This window comes from Streptomyces sp. NPDC048436, assembly GCF_043200355.1.
Classification (GTDB): Bacteria; Actinomycetota; Actinomycetes; order Streptomycetales; family Streptomycetaceae; genus Streptomyces.
The window spans coordinates 322,230-340,787 of sequence record NZ_JBICXP010000002.1; the positions used below are offsets into that span (position 1 = coordinate 322,230).

Annotated in this window: 13 protein-coding genes; 6 read left to right on the forward strand and 7 right to left on the reverse strand. The window is 68.8% G+C overall.

Going from position 1 to position 18,558, the window contains the following annotated elements:
* Positions 1-67: 67 nt before the first annotated feature.
* The 3 genes from ACGFX9_RS08040 to ACGFX9_RS08050 all read right to left on the reverse strand — a co-directional run bounded on the left by ACGFX9_RS08040 (position 68) and on the right by ACGFX9_RS08050 (position 3,316).
* On the reverse strand, positions 68-646 hold the full coding sequence (locus tag ACGFX9_RS08040) for a hypothetical protein (RefSeq protein WP_393466547.1): 579 nt from the start codon (positions 644-646) through the stop codon (positions 68-70).
* A gap of 211 nt (positions 647-857) precedes the next feature.
* Positions 858-1,769, reverse strand: coding sequence for a tRNA (adenine-N1)-methyltransferase (locus ACGFX9_RS08045; RefSeq protein ID WP_393466550.1), 912 nt, complete (start codon positions 1,767-1,769; stop codon positions 858-860).
* Positions 1,770-1,816: 47 nt separating this feature from the next.
* A complete protein-coding gene (locus tag ACGFX9_RS08050) occupies positions 1,817-3,316 on the reverse strand; it encodes a site-2 protease family protein (RefSeq protein WP_393466553.1) in 1,500 nt (499 codons plus the stop codon).
* 128 nt (positions 3,317-3,444) lie between these two features.
* Here ACGFX9_RS08050 and ACGFX9_RS08055 point away from each other — a divergent pair, with 128 nt between their 5' ends.
* Both ACGFX9_RS08055 and ACGFX9_RS08060 read left to right on the forward strand, forming a co-directional pair.
* Positions 3,445-4,326 (forward strand): RecB family exonuclease, encoded by an 882-nt coding sequence (locus ACGFX9_RS08055; RefSeq protein ID WP_393466556.1) that lies wholly within the window; start codon positions 3,445-3,447, stop codon positions 4,324-4,326.
* 14 nt (positions 4,327-4,340) lie between these two features.
* On the forward strand, positions 4,341-5,012 hold the full coding sequence (locus tag ACGFX9_RS08060) for a response regulator transcription factor (RefSeq protein WP_135332738.1): 672 nt from the start codon (positions 4,341-4,343) through the stop codon (positions 5,010-5,012).
* Positions 5,013-5,089: 77 nt separating this feature from the next.
* Here the strand turns inward: ACGFX9_RS08060 and ACGFX9_RS08065 are convergent, their stop codons facing one another.
* From ACGFX9_RS08065 to metH, 4 genes are all read right to left on the reverse strand, one after another.
* Entirely contained in the window at positions 5,090-6,676 is a 1,587-nt protein-coding gene (locus ACGFX9_RS08065; protein WP_393466559.1) for an ABC transporter substrate-binding protein, read from the reverse strand.
* A 71-nt stretch (positions 6,677-6,747) separates the two neighbouring features.
* Positions 6,748-8,355 (reverse strand): ABC transporter substrate-binding protein, encoded by a 1,608-nt coding sequence (locus ACGFX9_RS08070; RefSeq protein WP_393466562.1) that lies wholly within the window; start codon positions 8,353-8,355, stop codon positions 6,748-6,750.
* Between the two features lie 321 nt (positions 8,356-8,676).
* A complete protein-coding gene (locus tag ACGFX9_RS08075) occupies positions 8,677-9,378 on the reverse strand; it encodes an HAD-IA family hydrolase (RefSeq protein ID WP_393466565.1) in 702 nt (233 codons plus the stop codon).
* 99 nt (positions 9,379-9,477) lie between these two features.
* Complete coding sequence (metH, locus tag ACGFX9_RS08080; protein ID WP_393466568.1) at positions 9,478-13,002, reverse strand: methionine synthase; 3,525 nt, start codon at positions 13,000-13,002, stop codon at positions 9,478-9,480.
* Between the two features lie 272 nt (positions 13,003-13,274).
* Here metH and ACGFX9_RS08085 point away from each other — a divergent pair, with 272 nt between their 5' ends.
* From ACGFX9_RS08085 to ACGFX9_RS08100, 4 genes are all read left to right on the forward strand, one after another.
* Positions 13,275-14,039 carry an IclR family transcriptional regulator gene (locus ACGFX9_RS08085; protein ID WP_393466571.1) on the forward strand — a complete coding sequence of 255 codons (765 nt, stop codon included), beginning with the start codon at positions 13,275-13,277 and terminating at the stop codon, positions 14,037-14,039.
* Positions 14,040-14,445: 406 nt separating this feature from the next.
* Positions 14,446-15,237 carry an MIP/aquaporin family protein gene (locus ACGFX9_RS08090; protein ID WP_393466574.1) on the forward strand — a complete coding sequence of 264 codons (792 nt, stop codon included), beginning with the start codon at positions 14,446-14,448 and terminating at the stop codon, positions 15,235-15,237.
* A 61-nt stretch (positions 15,238-15,298) separates the two neighbouring features.
* On the forward strand, positions 15,299-16,843 hold the full coding sequence (gene glpK, locus ACGFX9_RS08095) for a glycerol kinase GlpK (protein ID WP_393466576.1): 1,545 nt from the start codon (positions 15,299-15,301) through the stop codon (positions 16,841-16,843).
* A gap of 5 nt (positions 16,844-16,848) precedes the next feature.
* Positions 16,849-18,456, forward strand: a complete 1,608-nt coding sequence (locus ACGFX9_RS08100; protein ID WP_393466579.1) for an FAD-dependent oxidoreductase — start codon at positions 16,849-16,851, stop codon at positions 18,454-18,456.
* Positions 18,457-18,558 lie beyond the last annotated feature (102 nt).

Sequence of the window (18,558 nt, forward strand, 5' to 3'; positions counted from 1 at the left end):
GCATGAAGCAAGGGCCTGTGCCCGCCGTCCAGCGGCGGGCACAGGCCCTTGCTTCATGTACGGACGGTCACACGCTGTGTGCCGCGGCCGGTGTGGACCGCGCGAACGTGCCGTCTTTCCATTGCCACTTGGCCTTGTCCTGGAGATCCGGGCAGCAGCTGGGCACGTTCGGCGAGGAGTAGCCGAGGAGCGTGGCGGTGATCACACCGTCGCGTACCGCGAAGTCGCTGACGTTCTGACGGTCCTTCGGGTCGACGAGGGTGGCCACGACCCGGGGCTTGCCCCCGGTGGCGCGCGTGACCACGTAGACGCCGTCGGGCGGGGTGCCCGATCCCGCGGCGCAGTGCACCACGGCGACGGTCTCGGGGATGCCGTCCCCGTCGAGGTCCCCGGAGGCCTTCTTCTTGACGACGGCCTTCACCTTGCCGCAGGTGATGGGGTACGTGACGGTGGCCGGATCCGGGGCCGGGACGGGCGCCGCGGCCACCTTGCCGGACGGCTCGGAACCCGGCTGGGCGGCGTTCGCGTGGTCGGGCTGCAGGACGGATGAGCCCGCGATGACGGCGGCGAGCGCGGCCGCGGTGGCCAGCCAGTGGATGGGGCGGGTGGTGTTGTGTGCCAGTTCCGGGACGGCTGGGTGCTGCACTAGGAGTGTCTCCTGTGAGGGCTGTGCCGGTGGGGGAGGTGGCAAGGATGGTGCCATACCTCACACCGCGGCGGAACACCGGGGTCCACGCGTATCCGTGAACAGGCACGTGTGCCCGTGAACAGAAAGACGCCGCCGCCGAGTTCCCTGGTCGAAGGGGGAACTCGGCGGCGGCGCCTGTGCGTTCAGCGGGTGCGCGCTGTCGGTGTGCTCAGCTCTCGGCGCGGGGCGTGCCGCCGTCGGCGTTCGGGCCGGTGTAGTCGTCGCCGTAGGCGCCCTTGGAGGGGCGGCGGCGGCGCATGGGCGGCTCGACGCCGTCCGCCAGGCGGCGGGCGGTGAGCAGGAAGCCGGTGTGGCCGATCATGCGGTGGTCGGGGCGGACGGCGAGGCCCTCGACGTGCCAGTTGCGGACCATCGATTCCCAGGCGGTCGGCTCGTTGAAGCCGCCGAGCTCGCGGATGGACTCGACGGTCCTGGCGAGCTGGGTGGTGGTCGCGACGTAGCAGCAGAGGATGCCGCCGGGGACGAGCGCCTTGGAGACGACGTCCAGGCATTCCCAGGGGGCGAGCATGTCGAGGATGACGCGGTCGACGTCGGTGTCGCTCAGGTTGTCCTGGAGGTCTCCGACGGTGAGCTGCCAGGCGGGGTGCGGGGCGCCGAAGTAGCGCTCCACGTTCTGCTGGGCGATCTCGGCGAAGTCCTCGCGGCGCTCGTAGGAGTGCAGCATTCCCTCGTCGCCGATGGCGCGCAGGAGGAAGCTGCTGAGCGAGCCGGAGCCCACGCCCGCCTCGACGACACGGGCGCCGGGGAAGATGTCGGCGAAGGCCAGGATCTGCCCCGCGTCCTTGGGGTAGACCACGGCGGCGCCGCGGGGCATGGACAGGACATAGTCGGGGAGCAGGGGGCGCAGCGCGAGGTAGGCGACGTTTCCCGTGGTGCGGACAACGCTGCCCTCGGGAGCACCGATCAGCTCGTCGTGGGGGAAGGAACCCTTGTGGGTGTGGAAGTTCTTCCCGGCCTCGAGCGTGAACGTGTAGTGGCGGCCCTTGGGGTCGGTCAGCTGAACCTGGTCCCCGACCTTGAAGGGCCCGCGTCGGCGGGCGGCACCGGTCGGTTCGGACATGTGAACAGCCTACCGGCCCGTGCGGGGGCCGCGGACCAGGGTGGGGCTCAGCTGGGGCGGGCCATCGCCTTGACGAAGGCGCGCTCCACGTCGGCGGCGGAGAGCACTCCGTAGATCTCGCCGGAGGCTTCGACCACGAGGTACTCCGTGGCGGGTGTGGCCCGCAGGGTGTCGAGGAGTTCCTCGCCCGCGAGCTCCGCGGAGATCCGCATGCCTTCGGTGATGTCCTGGGCGAGGCCGCTGACGGTGACCCAGGGGCGGCGGTGCTCGGGCACTCCGACGATGGCCGCCTCGCGGACCACTGACGTGGGGTCGCCGTCGGCGTCGACCACGACGAGGGCGCGGGCCCCGGAGTCGTTGGCGCGGCGCAGTGCTTCGGAGAGCGGGGTTGCCGACTCGACGGGGACGGCGCGGCGGGTCAGGGCGCGGGCGCGGAGCTCGGGCAGGTGTTCGCGCAGGCGGGCCATGCGGAGGCTGTTTCCGGCGCCGGTCCAGATGATCGCGGCGAGGATCGCGGCGAGCAGGGCGTCGGTGACGGTGTCCATGCCGCCGATGTCCTGGGTCTCGCCGCCGAGCGCGCCGGACTGGTTGAGGATCGGCAGGCCTACGAGGACGGAGATGGCCAGGGCGCGGCCGACCCAGGCGGCGGCGACGGTGCCGCTCATGGGCTTGCCGGTGATCTTCCAGATGACGGCGCGGAGCATGCGGCCGCCGTCCAGGGGCAGGCCCGGCAGGAGGTTGAAGGCGGCGACGATGAGGTTGGAGATCATCAGCCCGGCGAGCAGGACGCCGGGGACGGTGCCGGGCTCGACGACGCTCATGGCCGCGTAGAAGATGCCCGCGAGGATCAGGGAGAGCAGCGGCCCGACGAAGGCGAGGATGAACTCGCGTCCCGGGGTCTCGGACTCCTTCTCGATCTCCGAGACGCCGCCGAAGAACTGCAGCTGGATCCGGCGCACCGGCAGCTTGAACCGCAGGGCGGCGACGGTGTGGGCCAGTTCGTGGACGAGCACGGAGGCGTAGAAGGCGACGGCGAAGAAGAGGGAGACCAGATAGCGGGCGGCGCCGAGTTCGGGCAGGACGCGGTCGAGCTGGCCGCCGAAGACCCAGGTGATGAGGGCGGCGACGAGGAACCAGCTCGGCGCCACGTACACGGGGACGCCGAACGGCCGCCCCATGAGCAGCCCTCCGCCGGGCCCCTTCTTGTCCTTGGGCGGGACGGGCTTGTGCGTGGGGCCGTGCGTGGCGTGCGCGAAGTCGGGGTGGGTGTCCTTCGGCGTCGCCTTGGGCGCGTCCCCTTCGGTGCCCGGGTCACCAGCCGCGGGCTCGGCGGGGCTGCCCTCCGGCGGGGTCTTCGTGAGGCGGCCGGCCGGCCGGTGCGTGGAGCTCGGCGCGTCGGACCCCGTGTCCTGGTCCCGTGGGCTTCCGGCCGCGGGCGTGTCGGGGCCGCCGGGCCGCGTCGACTCCTCGGAGCCGTCCGCGCCGTCCGGCCGCAGGCCGTCCGTGCCCCCGGACTGCGGCCTGCCGCTCCCGCCGCTCTCGTCCACGATGTCCCCTCGTTCGAAGCGTCCCTCGCCCCTGTCCGGCGCGGTACACGCACGATCATGCAGGGCGAGAGGGTCTGTCGTCGATGGTATGCGGCCGTTGTCAGTGGTGGGCCGTAGGGTCTGTCTACATGGAAACCAGCACCGAGGGCGCCGTGACGGCCGTGCGTCCTGCGTCTCTGTCGCCCTCGCGGGCCAGTGACTTCATGCAGTGCCCGCTGCTCTACCGGTTCCGGGTGATCGACAAGCTGCCCGAGAAGCCGAGCGAGGCGGCGACCCGCGGCACGCTGGTGCACGCCGTCCTTGAGCGGCTCTTCGACGCTCCCGCCGATGAGCGGACCGCGCCGCGCGCCAAGTCCCTGATCCCGGGTCAGTGGGACCGTCTGCGGGAGGCGAAGCCGGAGCTGACGGAGCTGTTCGCCGACGATGAGCAGGGTGAGCGGCTCGCGCGCTGGCTCGCGGACGCGGAGAAGCTCGTCGAACGCTGGTTCACCCTTGAGGACCCCACCCGTCTGGAGCCCGCCGAGCGCGAGCTCTTCGTGCAGGCGGAGCTGGACTCGGGCCTGAAGCTGCGCGGCATCATCGACCGGGTGGACGTGGCGCCCACCGGCGAGGTGCGGATCGTCGACTACAAGACGGGCAAGGCCCCCCGCCCTCAGTACGCGGAGGGCGCGCTGTTCCAGATGAAGTTCTACGCCCTGGTGGTGTGGCGTCTGAAGGGCGTGGTCCCGCGCCGTCTGCAGCTCGTCTATCTGGGCAGCGGCGACGTCATCACGTACGACCCGCTGATCGCGGACCTGGAGCAGATCGAGCGCAAGCTGCACGCCCTGTGGGAGGCGATCACGCTCGCCACCGAGACGGGTGACTGGCGCCCTAGGCCGACGAAGCTCTGTGGCTGGTGCGACCACCAGGCCGTATGTCCGGAATTCGGCGGGACTCCCCCGCCGTACCCCCTTGCGGTGAGGGTGCCCGAGTCCGGCGAGGGCGCGCAGGGCAGAATGGCCCCGGGCTAGCGAAGGAGAGTTACGTGGCGATCCGTGTCCTACTGGTCGACGACCAGCCACTGCTGCGCACGGGGTTCCGGATGATTCTGGAGGCCGAGCAGGACGTCGCGGTCGTCGGCGAGGCCGGAGACGGCCTACAGGCTCTCGACCAGGTGCGGGCGCTGCAGCCCGATGTGGTGCTCATGGACATCCGCATGCCGCGGATGGACGGCGTCGAGGCGACCCGGCAGATCACCGGGCCCGGCCGGGACGGACCGGCGAAGGTTCTGGTCCTGACCACCTTCGACCTCGACGAGTATGTGGTGGAGGCACTGCGCGCGGGTGCCAGCGGCTTCCTGCTCAAGGACGCCCCGGCGAACGAGCTGGTGCAGGCGATCCGCGTGGTCGCGTCGGGCGAGGCGATGCTCGCGCCGAGCATCACGCGCAGGCTCCTGGACAAGTACGCCGGTCATCTTCCCTCGGGTGACGAGCCGGTGCCCGACACCTTGCACACGCTGACCGAGCGGGAGGTCGAGGTGCTCAAGCTGGTGGCACGCGGCCTGTCGAACGCGGAGATCGCGGCGGATCTGTTCGTGAGCGAGACGACGGTCAAGACGCATGTGGGCCATGTGCTCACGAAGCTGGGCCTGCGCGACCGGGTGCAGGCTGCTGTGTACGCGTACGAGAGCGGTCTGGTGCGGCCGGGCGCCCAGTAAGCGGTAACCGCTACAGCCGGACGAACGACGAAGGTGGCCGCCCCTTGTGGGGCGGCCACCTTCGGTTGTCCGTGGGGTCAGGCCTTGCTGAGCTCCCAGAAGCGGAACACCGTCGAGGCGTCGAGGCAGGACTCGACGCCGTAGACGTTGTCGCGGATCACCGCGTACTGCTTGGCCTGCCAGACCGGCAGGATCGGCAGTTCGTCGGCGACGATGCCCTGGAGGTCGGCGTAGTCCTCGTCGGTCTTGGTGCGGTCGCTCTCGGCCGCGGTGCCGGGGATGATCTTCCCGGTGATGTCGCTGTTCCGGTAGCCGTTGTTCAGGACGTTGCCCTTGCCGAAGAACGGCTGCGTGAAGTTGTCGGGGTCCGGGTAGTCCGGCACCCAGCCCTTGACGTAGACGCCGTACTTGCCGGACTTGATGTCCCGCTCGTACTGGCTGAATTCGATCGACTTCACATCGGCGTCGAAGAGGCCGCTCGCGTTGAGCTGCTTGGCGATCGCCTTCAGCTCCTGGTCGGTCGCGGGACCGTAGCGCGAGGGCGTGGACCAGAGCGTGAGCTTGACCTTGCCGGTCAGCCCCTCCTCGCGCAGGGCGGCGGCGGCCTTGGAGCGCTGCGGGCGGGCGCCGTAGGTGTCGAAGAAGGCGGTGTTGTGACCGCCGATGCCGGCCGGGACGATCGAGTACAGCGGTGTCGCCGTGTCCCGGTAGACGTCCTTGACCAGGGCGTCCCGGTCGAGCAGGTACGCCATGGCCTTGCGCACGCCCAGCTTGCCCGCGACCGGGTCCTTCATGTTGAAGACCAGGTGCTGCACCTCGGCACTGGTGCCTTCGACGACGTCGATGTTCTGGCTCGCGTCGGAGGTGTCCTGCTCGATGTCCGCGATGTCGGACGCGCCGAGGCCTCGGTAGGCGATGTCGATCCGGTTGTCCAGGAGCGCCTTCTTCAGGCCCTTCTGGTCGTTGTGGAAGAACTTGAGGGTGACGCCCTTGTTCTTCACCTTGGCGGTGCCCTTGTAGTCGGGGTTGACCGAGAACACCGCCTTCTCCTTGTCGAAGGAGTCGAGCTTGTACGGTCCCGAGCCTGTGGCCTCGTCGCCCCCGCGCAGCGCGTTCATGTCGTACGAGGCGTGGTCGACGATGGATCCGGCGCCGGAGGCGATCTTGCTGGGGAAGGTCGCGTCGGCGTACTTGAGCTTGAAGACGACCTTCTTGGCGTTCGGCGTCTCGACGCGGTCGAGCATCGGGAACATGATCGCCGGACCGGCGCCGTCATTGATCTTCATCATGCGGTCGAAGGAGAACTTGACGTCCTTCGAAGTCAGCGCGTTGCCGTTGCTGAACTTCAGGCCGTCGCGCAGCGTGCACGTGAAGACCTTGGTCTTGGTGTCGCTGAAGCCGCACTCCTTGGCAGCCTCCGGCTCCGGTTCCGTGGCCCCGTTCGGGAAGCTCATCAGGGACTGGAAGACGTTGTTGAACAGGAGCCACGACCCGGGGTCGTAGCCGGAGGCCGGGTCGGTGGCAAGGACGTCGTCCGACATCCCCATCACCACCGAGTCGCCGTCCTCCCCCGCTCCACCCGTTTCCGTGCCGCAGCCGGTCAGCAGAGCCGCGGCCAGCCCTCCCGTGAGGGGAAGGGCCAGCCACTGGTTACGCAAATTCACGAACGTGCCTTGTCGTTGATGTCATTCGGTGGAGCGAAGCCCGGCTGGGCCGATGCCGGTGTGCGCGGAGGTCAGCCGCTCACACCGCGGCCGAGCTCCCACAGCTGCAGGTTCGAGGAGGCGTTGAGGGCCCACTCGACGCCCGTGATGTCGTCCCGGGCGGCGATGTACTGCTTGCCCTGCCAGAGGGGAAGCACCGGCACGTCCTCGGCGACGATGTCCTGGATCTTCTGGATGCTCTTGGAGGCGGTGAGCCGGTCGGCCTCACGCCGCGAGTGCGGGAGCAGCTCGTCGTTGATGGTGCTGTTCACGTACGGCGAGCCGAGGATGTTGTCCTTGTCGAGGAACGGCGTGAGGAAGTTGTCGGCGTCGGGGAAGTCCGGGAACCAGCCCATCCCGTAGACGTCGTACGCGCCCTTCTGCTCGGCGGGGCGGAAGGTGTTCCAGTCCGTACCCTTGATCGACACGTCGAACAGGCCACTCGCGTTGAGCTGCTTCCGCAGGAGCTGGAACTCCTTCTTGGTGCCCGGGCCGTAGTGGTCGTTCGTGTAGTGCAGGGTGAGCTTCACCGGGGTGCTGATGTCGGCCTTCTCCAGCAGGTTCCGGGCCTTGGCCGGGCTCGGGTTGCCGTATTTGTTGAAGAACGAGTTGGTGTGGCCGGTGATCGTGGCCGGCACCAGGGAGTAGAGCGGCTCGGCCGCGTCGCCGTAGACGCCGGAGGCGATGGCGCCGCGGTCGACGACCTGCGCCATGGCCTGGCGGACCGCCTTGGACTTGACGGTGGTGGCGTCCGTGTTGAAGCCGAGGTAGCGGATCTCCAGGCCGGGGGTCTCGACCAGCTCGATGTTGTTGCCCGGGTTCGCGTCGAGCTGCTTGATCTGCTCGGGCGACATGGTGCGCGTCATCATGTCGAGGTCGCCGCTCTTGAGGGCCTTGCCCATGGCGTCGGTGGACTCGTAGGTGCGCATCTCGATCTTGTCGCTCTTGGGCTTCAGGGCACCCTTGTAGTTGGGGTTCCTGGAGAACACCGTCTTGACGAGCTCGTTGCCCTTGACCTCTTGCTTGGCGGTGTAGGGGCCCGAGCCGTCCAAGTCGAAGCCTGCGCGCAGCTTGTTCTTGGCGTAGTGCTCCGAGCTGACGATGCCCGCGATGGGCGTGGCCAGCTTGTACGGGAACGTCGCGTCGGAGCTCTTGAGGTGGAAGACGACGGTCCGGTCGCCCTCGGTCTCGATCGCGTCGACGTTGGACACCATGCCGGCGGAGCCGCTGGGGTCCTTGATCTTGATGTCCCGCACCCGCTCGATGGAGAACTTCACATCGGTGGCGGTCAGCGGCTCGCCGTCGGAGAACTTCAGGCCCTTGCGCAGCGTGCACTCGTAGCGCTCGTTGCCGGTGTCGGTGAAGCCGCACTTCTCGGCGGCGTCGGGCTCCGGGTCTCCACCGCCGCGCGGAGCGGCCATCAGCGTCTGGACCGTCTGGCGCACGACGTTCCAGGAGCCCGCGTCATAGGCGTACGCCGGATCGAAGGGAGCCGGGATCTCGGGTGAGGTGGAGAACCGGTCCGTGGTGCCGACGGCGATCGCGTCGTCTCCCCCACCGCCACCCGCCCCGCCGCAGGCCGCGAGCGCGGGAGCGAGCAGACCTATGACGGCCGGCAGCACCAAAGTCTTACGGTTCATGCTCGACGTTCTCCAGAGCTGTTGTTCCCGTGCGGGCCGGCAACGAGGGGTGGGGTCAGTCGGTCCGTGGGGGTTTGGCGATGTTCTCGCGACGACATTAGTCCGCACCGCCAGGAGGGCTGGACGGGACCGGAGTTGACCCTCAATCACGCAGCGAAACCGGGTGCGGACGCACCGATAACCCGACACAGGAAGGTTTCGTCAGGTTCCCCTCAATCAGGACACAACGTCACACCGCAACTCGCCCATATCGGCGGTCCCGCACAGCCGCGGCCAGCTGTCGACCCCCTGTGGAGTGGGAAAGGTCACACCTTCAACGGTTCAGCGCTTTTCAGCCATCAGGCCTTGCAGAAAAGGCAGGTTGACGTGTTCGAGGGACGGCACGATGGTCCTGCCGGATGCCGGGGCGATCGGCGCCACGGACGGCACGGCCACCACATGGCACCCGGCGGCCTCGGCCGCCGCGACGCCGGTAGCGGTGTCCTCGATGACCGCACATCTGGCCGGTTGTGCGCCAACCCCGGCCGCCGCAAGGAGGTAGGGGTCCGGGTGCGGCTTGGTCCGTGTCACCTCGTCGCCCGCGACGGTCAGCGTGAAGTGGTGGGCGCCGATCGATTCCAGTACGCGGTCGATGATGCGCCGGTGGGACGCGGAGACCAGCGCCATGGGCACCTCGTGGGCGGCGAGTTCGGCGAGCAGTCTCGCGGCGCCCGGCATCAGCGGCAGGGCGCGGCCGATGCGGTGCTCGAAGCCGTCGTTGAGCAGCACGGTGAGCTCGGGGACCGTGATGTCGGCGCCGGTTGACTCGATGAGGAATCGGGCGCTGCGCGTCATGGGGCCGCCGACGACCACGTCACGCCAGGCCTCGTCGAGCCTGTGGCCCAGCGCGGCGAAGACCTCGACCTCGGCGTCCCACCAGAACCCCTCGGTGTCCACGAGTGTTCCGTCCATGTCGAGGAGGACCGCCTGCAGGGCCGAGCCTTCGGCCGTTCGGGTACCGAGCGCGGGAACCGTACTGGTCATCCGGACACACCTCCATGAGGGACGAGAAGGCCGGTTGCTGCCTTTTGACGGGCGAGCAACCGGCCTGCACTGGACCGACCAGTGTACGACTTGACGGCCTTAACGCGCGTTGAAGTATTTCGCCTCGGGGTGGTGGATGACGATCGCGTCCGTGGACTGCTCGGGGTGGAGCTGGAACTCCTCGGAAAGCTCGACGCCGATCCGCTCCGGCTCCAGGAGCTCGGCGATCTTCGCGCGGTCCTCCAGGTCGGGGCAGGCTCCGTAGCCAAGCGAGAAGCGCGCGCCGCGGTACTTCAGGGCGAACATGTCCTCGACGTCGGCAGGGTCCTCGCCGCCGAAGCCGAGCTCGGCGCGCACGCGGGCGTGCCAGTACTCGGCGAGCGCCTCGGCCAACTGGACGGAGAGGCCGTGCAGTTCGAGGTAGTCGCGGTAGGAGTCGGCGGCGAACAGCTTCGCGGTCGCCTCGCCGATCTTCGAGCCGACGGTGACCACCTGGAGGCCGACGACGTCGGTCTCGCCGGACTCCTCCGGGCGGAAGAAGTCCGCCAGGCACAGGCGCCGGCCGCGGCGCTGGCGCGGGAAGGTGAAGCGGGTGCGCTCGTTGCCCTCGTCGTCCAGGATGATCAGGTCGTCGCCCTTGGAGACGCAGGGGAAGTAGCCGTAGACGACGGCCGCCTCCAGCATGTTCTTGGTGTGCAGCTCATCGAGCCAGCCGCGCAGGTGGGGCCGTCCCTCGCTCTCCACCAGTTCTTCGTACGAGGGTCCGTCGCCGGTCCTTGCCTGCTTGAGGCCCCACTGGCCCTTGAAGAGGGCGCCCTCGTCCAGCCAGGAGGCGTACTCCTTGAGCTGGATGCCCTTGACGACGCGGGTGCCCCAGAACGGCGGGGTGGGGATGGGGTTGTCGACGGAAGTGTCCGAGCGGGCGGGGCCCTCGTCCTCGGTCACCTCCAGGGCCGGAGTGTCCTTCTTGGCCACGCGGCGCTGCTTCAGCTCGGGCAGGGTGGCGCCGGGGACGCCGCGCTTGACCGCGATGAGGGCGTCCATCAGGCGCAGGCCTTCGAACGCGTCGCGGGCGTAGCGGACCTCGCCCTCGTAGATCTCGTGCAGGTCCTGCTCGACGTAGGCGCGGGTGAGGGCGGCGCCGCCGAGGATGACGGGGAAGTCGGCGGCCATCTTGCGCTGGTTGAGCTCTTCCAGGTTCTCCTTCATGATCACGGTCGACTTCACCAGGAGACCCGACATGCCGATCACATCCGCGCGGTGCTCGGCGGCGGCGTCCAGGATCGCGGCGACGGGCTGCTTGATGCCCAGGTTCACCACGTTGTAGCCGTTGTTGGACAAGATGATGTCCACCAGGTTCTTGCCGATGTCATGCACGTCGCCGCGGACGGTGGCCAGGACGATGGTGCCCTTGCCCTCGGAGTCCGACTTCTCCATGTGCGGCTCAAGGTGGGCGACCGCCGTCTTCATCACCTCGGCGGACTGCAGCACGAACGGCAGCTGCATCTGACCGGAGCCGAAGAGCTCACCGACGACCTTCATGCCCTCCAGGAGGGTGTCGTTGACGATGTCGAGCGCCGGGCGGGTCTCCAGGGCCTCGTTGAGGTCGGTTTCCAGGCCGTTCTTCTCACCGTCGATGATGCGCCGCTTAAGGCGCTCGTCCAGCGGCAGGGCCAGAAGCTCCTCGGCCTTGCCCGCCTTCATCGACTTCATGTTGACGCCCTCGAAAAGCTCCATGAGCCTTTGCAGGGGGTCATAACCCTCTTCGCGGCGGTCGTAGATCAGGTCGTGGGCGACCTTGACCTGCTCCTCCTCCAGGCGCGCGATGGGCAGGATCTTGGAGGCGTGCACGATCGCCGAGTCCAGGCCGGCCTTGACGCACTCGTCCAGGAAGACGGAGTTGAGGACGACGCGGGCGGCCGGGTTGAGGCCGAAGGAAATGTTGGACAGACCCAGGGTGGTCTGGACGTCCGGGTGGCGGCGCTTGAGCTCGCGGATCGCCTCGATGGTGGCGATGCCGTCCTTGCGGGACTCTTCCTGGCCGGTGCAGATGGTGAAGGTCAGGCAGTCGATGAGGATGTCCGACTCATGGACGCCCCAGGTGCCGGTCAGGTCCTCGATGAGGCGCTCGGCGATGGCGACCTTGTGCTCGACCGTGCGGGCCTGGCCCTCCTCGTCGATGGTCAGCGCGATCAGCGCCGCGCCGTGCTCCCGGGCCAGCGCGGTGACCTTCGCGAAGCGGGACTCGGGGCCGTCGCCGTCCTCGTAGTTCACGGAGTTGATGACGGCACGGCCGCCGAGCTTCTCCAACCCGGCCTGCAACACCGGGAGTTCGGTGGAGTCCAGGACGATGGGCAGCGTGGAGGCGGTCGCGAAACGCCCCGCCAGCTCCGCCATGTCGGCGACACCGTCGCGGCCGACATAGTCCACGCACAGGTCGAGCATGTGGGCGCCCTCGCGGATCTGGTCGCGGGCCATCTCCACACAGTCGTCCCAGCGGCCCTCCAGCATGGCCTCGCGGAATTTCTTCGAGCCGTTGGCGTTCGTCCGCTCACCGATCGCCATATACGCGGTGTCCTGGCGGAAGGGCACCGTCTGATAGAGCGAGGCGGCACCCGGCTCGGGGTGCGGCTCACGGCGGGTCGTCTCGACGCCGCGCACACGCTCGACGACCTGGCGCAGGTGCTCGGGGGTCGTACCGCAGCAGCCACCCACCAGGGACAGGCCGTATTCGCGTACGAAGGTCTCCTGCGCGTCGGCCAGCTCCGCCTCGGTCAGCGGGTAGTGCGCGCCGTTCTTGCCCAGGACCGGCAGGCCCGCGTTGGGCATGCAGGAGATCGGCACACGCGAGTGGCGGGCGAGATAGCGCAGGTGCTCGCTCATCTCGGCCGGGCCCGTGGCGCAGTTCAGGCCGATCATGTCGATGCCCAGCGGCTCCAACGCCGTCAGCGCCGCGCCGATCTCCGAACCGAGCAGCATCGTGCCGGTCGTCTCGACGGTGACCGAGCAGATCAGCGGGAGGTTCGTGCCGGTGGCCTCCAGAGCACGCCGCGCACCCAAGATCGCCGACTTCGTCTGCAGGAGGTCCTGGGTGGTCTCCACCAGCAGGGCATCCGCGCCGCCCGCGATCATGCCCTCGGCGTTGATCTGATAGGCATCGCGCAAAGTCGTGTACGGGGCATGACCCAGCGTCGGCAGCTTCGTGCCCGGACCCATCGAACCCAAAACCCAGCGCTGCTGACCCGTCGACACGGTGAACTCATCCGCCACCTCACGGGCGATCCGCGCACCCGCCTCGGACAGCTCGAAGTTCCGCTCGGGGATGTCGTACTCGCTCAAGGCCGCGAAGTTCGTGCCGAACGTGTTCGTCTCCACACAGTCCACACCGACCGCGAAGTACTCCTCGTGGACCGAGCGGACGATGTCCGGGCGTGTCACGTTCAGGATCTCGTTACAGCCTTCGAGGTTCTGGAAGTCCTCGAGGGTGGGGTCCTGTGCCTGGAGCATCGTGCCCATCGCACCGTCGGCCACCACGACACGGGTGGCGAGGGCTTCGCGGAGGGCATCGACTCGGGTTCCGTTCGAGGAAGAGGAACCGGACGAGGGGGTTGGCAACGAGGCCATGAAAGAGCTCCCTGAGGTGCGACGGCTGTCGGCTTTGCGCTTCGGTGGAAGGCGCACCCGGCCAGGGTAGCGGGATGAAGGTCCAAAGCGCGCGGGTGTTCACGGGGCGGACGCCCTGTCCAAAAAAGGCCCTTCACGGGGTACGACTCCAGGGCGCGCCGGAAAACGGCGAGAAACACCGCCTGCCGCTGGTTAGCGGGAGGTCGACAACGACCGATAGTGTTCAGCATTGTCGAACGTTGGAGTCACAGGGGACGGAGGAAGGGGCTGCGATGGCACGGAACATCCAGTCGCTCGAGCGGGCCGCCGCGATGCTGCGGCTTCTCGCGGGCGGAGAGCGACGGCTCGGCCTCTCGGAAATCGCGTCCGCCCTTGGCCTCGCCAAGGGCACGGCCCACGGCATTCTGCGCACCCTGCAGGCGGAGGGCTTCGTCGAGCAGGAGTCCGCGTCGGGCCGCTATCAGCTCGGCGCCGAGCTGCTGCGCCTGGGCAACAGCTATCTGGACGTCCATGAGCTGCGGGCCCGCGCCCTGGTGTGGACCGACGACCTGGCCCGCTCCAGCGGCGAGAGCGTCTACCTGGGTGTCCTGCACCAGCAGGGCGTCCTGATCGTGCACCACGTCTTCCGCCCCGACGACAGCCGCCAGGTCCTGGAGGTGGGGGCGATGCAGCCGCTGCACTCCACGGCGCTGGGCAAGGTGCTCGCCGCGTACGACCCGGTGGCGCACAGCGAGGCCGCCGAGGCCGACTGGCAGAGCTTCACGCAGCGCACCGTCGTGGACCCCGAGGGCTTCGAGGGCGTACTCGACATGACCCGCGCGCGCGGGTACGCCGCCGACGTCGAGGAGACGTGGGAGGGCATCGCCTCCGTGGCCGCCCCCATCCACGACCGGCGGCGCATGCCGGTCGGCGCGGTCGGCATCACCGGCGCGGTCGAGCGGGTCCAGAAGGACGGGGAGCTGCGGCCCGACCTGATCGCGGCCGTACGGGACTGCGCCCGCGCCGTCTCGCGGGACCTGGGCGCCGGGCGCTTCTAGCGCTGCGCCGATTCCGGCATCCCGATCCGCGGGTGCGCCGTGGCCGATCGCGTCCCGCGGCGGAGCCGCACGTGTCACGGCCCCGCGCCCCTTCGGGGCGCTCAACATGCACGGGACACCTTTTCGCGCAACCATCGTTGGACGCGTTTCACCTCGTGGCGACCTCTGCCAGGACCGATAACCCGGAACGATCAATAACGATCGTGTTTTCAATAACAGAACTCTTGACGGGCTGGTAACCCCGGGGTGAGACTCGCGTCCATCGGTCGGCATTGTCGAACACCTACCGGCATTACGCGCTAGAGTGTGACAAGGCCAAGGGCCGGCAAGACCTCACCTGAGGTCGCGGACCACCGGAGGGACCCGGGGTTCGCCTTCCCCTGGACGAAGGACAAAGGAGTCGCGGGTGTCCAGCTCCGACATCTTCATCGGCGAGACCATCGGTACCGCCATACTCATCCTGCTCGGCGGTGGCGTCTGCGCCGCCGTCACGCTCAAGGCCTCCAAGGCCAAGGACGCCGGCTGGCTCGCGATCACCTTCGGGTGGGGCTTCGCGGTGCTGACCGGCGCCTACCTGGCAGGTGGCGTGTCAGGCGCCCACCTCAACCCGGCGGTCACGATCGGCCTCGCCATCGAGGGCGGCACCAAGTGGAGCAATGTTCCGCTCTACCTCGGCTCGCAGCTGCTCGGCGCGATCATCGGCGCGATCCTGGTCTGGCTCACGTACATGGGTCAGTTCAAGGCGCACCTGACCGACCCCGAGATCCTCGCCGCCCAGCCGGCGGACGAGGGCCTTGTCGACCAGAAGGCCGCGCCCAAGGCCGGTCCGGTGCTCGGCATCTTCTCGACAGGCCCCGAGATCCGGAACTACGCGCAGAACGTGCTGACCGAGGTCATCGCGACCGTCGTGCTGGTCCTCGCGATCCTCACGCAGGGCCTGAACGACAACGGCAACGGCATCGGCGTCCTCGGTGCGCTGATCACCGCGCTCGTCGTCGTCGGCATCGGTCTCTCGCTCGGTGGCCCCACCGGCTACGCGATCAACCCGGTCCGTGACCTGGGTCCGCGCATCGTGCACTCCCTGCTCCCGCTGCCCAACAAGGGCGGCTCGGACTGGACGTACGCATGGGTGCCGATCGTCGGCCCGCTGATCGGCGGCGCCATCGCGGGTGGTCTCTACAACCTCGCGTTCAAGTAGGAGCGCGAAGCCACCGACGACCGCTGAGACAGACCGCCGAGCAAGAAATCAGGAGCACACCGTGACCAACGACGCGCACACCGGCCCCTTCATCGCGGCCATCGACCAGGGCACCACCTCCAGCCGCTGCATCGTCTTCGACAAGGACGGCCGGATCGTCTCGGTCGACCAGAAGGAGCACGAGCAGATCTTCCCGAAGCCGGGCTGGGTCGAGCACGACGCGACCGAGATCTGGACCAACGTCCAGGAGGTCGTCGCAAGCGCGATCTCCAAGGCGGGCATCACGCACGAAGACATCAAGGCGATCGGCATCACCAACCAGCGTGAGACCACGCTGCTCTGGGACAAGAACACCGGCGAGCCGGTGCACAACGCCATCGTCTGGCAGGACACCCGTACCGACGCCCTGTGCAAGGAGCTCGGCCGCAACGTCGGCCAGGACCGTTTCCGCCGTGAGACGGGCCTGCCGCTCGCCAGCTACTTCGCCGGGCCGAAGGCCCGCTGGCTGCTCGACAACGTCGACGGTCTGCGGGCGCGTGCCGAGGCGGGCGACATCCTCTTCGGCACCATGGACTCCTGGGTCATCTGGAACCTGACGGGCGGTGTCAACGGCGGCAGGCACGTCACCGACGTCACCAACGCGTCACGCACCATGCTGATGAACCTGCACACCATGAAGTGGGACGAGAAGATCGCCGAGTCCATCGGCGTCCCGATGAACATGCTCCCCGAGATCCGCTCCTCCGCCGAGGTCTACGGCGAGGTCACCGGCGGCAAGCTCGGCGACATCCTGCCCGGCATCCCCGTCGCCTCGGCGCTCGGCGACCAGCAGGCCGCCCTCTTCGGCCAGACCTGTTTCGCCAAGGGTGAGGCCAAGTCCACGTACGGCACCGGCACCTTCATGCTGATGAACACCGGTGAGTCGGCCATCAACTCCTACTCGGGCCTGCTGACCACCGTCGGCTACCAGATCGGCGACCAGAAGCCGGTCTACGCGCTCGAGGGCTCCATCGCCGTCACCGGTTCGCTTGTGCAGTGGATGCGTGACCAGATGGGCCTGATCAACTCCGCCGCCGAGATCGAGACGCTCGCGTCGTCGGTCGAGGACAACGGCGGTGCCTACTTCGTACCGGCCTTCTCCGGCCTCTTCGCCCCGTACTGGCGCTCCGACGCCCGCGGTGTGATCGCCGGTCTCACCCGGTACGTCACCAAGGCGCACATCGCGCGCGCCGTCCTGGAGGCCACGGCCTGGCAGACCCGTGAGATCACCGACGCCATGACGAAGGACTCCGGCGTCGAGCTCACGGCCCTCAAGGTCGACGGCGGCATGACCTCCAACAACCTGCTGATGCAGACGCTCTCGAACTTCCTCGACGCGCCGGTGGTGCGCCCGATGGTGGCCGAGACGACCTGCCTCGGCGCCGCCTATGCCGCCGGAATCGCCGTCGGCTTCTGGTCCGGTACCGACGAACTGCGTGCCAACTGGCGCCGGGCGGCGGAGTGGACCCCCTCCATGGACGCGGACACCCGCGCCCGTGAGTACAAGAGCTGGCTCAAGGCCGTCGAACGCTCCATGGGCTGGCTCGACGAAAGTGGCGAGGAGTAATCAACATGACCACCCTGCAGAGCGTCCCTGCCCTCGGGACGCATCCGGCCGCCGGTTCCCACCCGAGCCGCGCCGAGACCCGGGAGCAGCTTTCCAAGGCGACGTACGACCTCCTGGTGATCGGCGGCGGAATTCTGGGCATCTCCACCGCCTGGCATGCCGCGCAGTCCGGACTGCGGGTGGCCCTGGTGGACGCCGGTGACTTCGCCGGCGCCACCTCCTCCGCCTCCTCCAAGCTCCTCCACGGCGGTCTGCGCTACCTGCAGACCGGCGCGGTGAAGCTGGTGGCGGAGAACCACTTCGAGCGTCGCGCGGTGTCCCGCCAGGTGGCCCCCCACCTGGCGAACCCGCTGACCTTCTACCTGCCCGTGTACAAGGGCGGCCCGCACGGCGCCGCCAAGCTGGGCGCGGGCGTGTTCGCGTACAGCGCGCTGTCCGCGTTCGGTGACGGCGTCGGCCACCTCCTCTCGCCCTCCAAGGCCGCGCAGGACGTGCCGGAGCTGCGCACGGACAACCTGAAGGCCGTCGCCGTCTACGGCGACGACCAGATGAACGACTCCCGCATGGCCCTGATGACGGTCCGCGCGGCCGTCGAGGCCGGCGCCGCCGTCCTCAACCACGCCGAGGTCACGGGGCTGCGCTTCACCAAGGGCCGGGTCACGGGCGCCGAGCTCAAGGACCGCATGAGCGGCGACGAGTTCGGCGTCAACGCCCGCCTCGTGCTGAACGCCACCGGGCCCTGGGTCGACCACCTGCGCAAGATGGAGAACCCCGACGCGGCTCCCTCCATCCGCCTCTCCAAGGGCGCGCACCTGGTCCTCAAGCGCACCGCCCCCTGGAAGGCCGCGCTGGCCACGCCGATCGACAAGTACCGCATCACGTTCGCCCTGCCCTGGGAGGACATGCTGCTTCTCGGCACCACGGACGAGGAGTTCGAGGGCGACCCGGCCGACGTCGGCGTCACCGAGGCCGACACCGCGCAGATCCTGGACGAGGCCGCGTTCTCCATCCGCGACCAGCAGCTGTCCCGTGACCTGATCACGTACTCCTTCGCGGGTCTGCGTGTCCTGCCCGGCGGTCCCGGCGACACGTCCAAGGCCAAGCGCGAGACGGTCGTCACCGAGGGCGCGCGCGGCATGCTCTCCGTCGCGGGCGGCAAGTGGACGACGTTCCGCCACATCGGCCGTACGGTGATGAAGAAGCTGGAGTCGCTGCCGGGGCACCCCCTCGGCGACGACTATGAGCCGATTTCGCAGCTCCAGAAGCGTCTTCCGCTGCCCGGCATCGCCAACCCGCGTGCGGTCGCGCACCGTCTCCTGGTGGACGGTCCCGCGCCCGGCCCGCGCATGGCCGCCGACACCGCGAAGCACCTGGCGACGCACTACGGCTCGCTCTCCTTCGACATCGCCCGCCTGGCGAACGAGAACCCGGAGCTCGCCGAGCGCGTCTCGCCGGACGCCCCCGAGATCTGGGCGCAGGTCGTCTACGCCCGTGACCACGAGTGGGCCGAGACGGCGGACGACGTCCTGCGCCGCCGTACGACGCTGACGATCCGCGGCCTCGCCACGGACGACGTACGCGCCAAGGTCCAGGACGTACTCGACGCCAAGTAGTCATACCTGGACGAGAGTTGTCGAAGGGCGGTTCCCCCGCACGGGAGCCGCCCTTCGGCGTACCCCGGCGGGGCTGCCATACCGCGTACATACGCGTGCAAC

Excerpts from the sequence above, each read along its gene's own strand:
- metH (WP_393466568.1), bottom strand. The coding sequence starts at position 13,002 with ATGGCCTCGTTGCCAACCCCCTCGTCCGGTTCCTCTTCCTCGAACGGA.
- ACGFX9_RS08085 (WP_393466571.1), top strand. The coding sequence starts at position 13,275 with ATGGCACGGAACATCCAGTCGCTCGAGCGGGCCGCCGCGATGCTGCGG.
- ACGFX9_RS08045 (WP_393466550.1), bottom strand. The coding sequence starts at position 1,769 with ATGTCCGAACCGACCGGTGCCGCCCGCCGACGCGGGCCCTTCAAGGTC.
- ACGFX9_RS08075 (WP_393466565.1), bottom strand. The coding sequence starts at position 9,378 with ATGACCAGTACGGTTCCCGCGCTCGGTACCCGAACGGCCGAAGGCTCG.
- ACGFX9_RS08055 (WP_393466556.1), top strand. The coding sequence starts at position 3,445 with ATGGAAACCAGCACCGAGGGCGCCGTGACGGCCGTGCGTCCTGCGTCT.
- ACGFX9_RS08070 (WP_393466562.1), bottom strand. The coding sequence starts at position 8,355 with ATGAACCGTAAGACTTTGGTGCTGCCGGCCGTCATAGGTCTGCTCGCT.
- ACGFX9_RS08100 (WP_393466579.1), top strand. The coding sequence starts at position 16,849 with ATGACCACCCTGCAGAGCGTCCCTGCCCTCGGGACGCATCCGGCCGCC.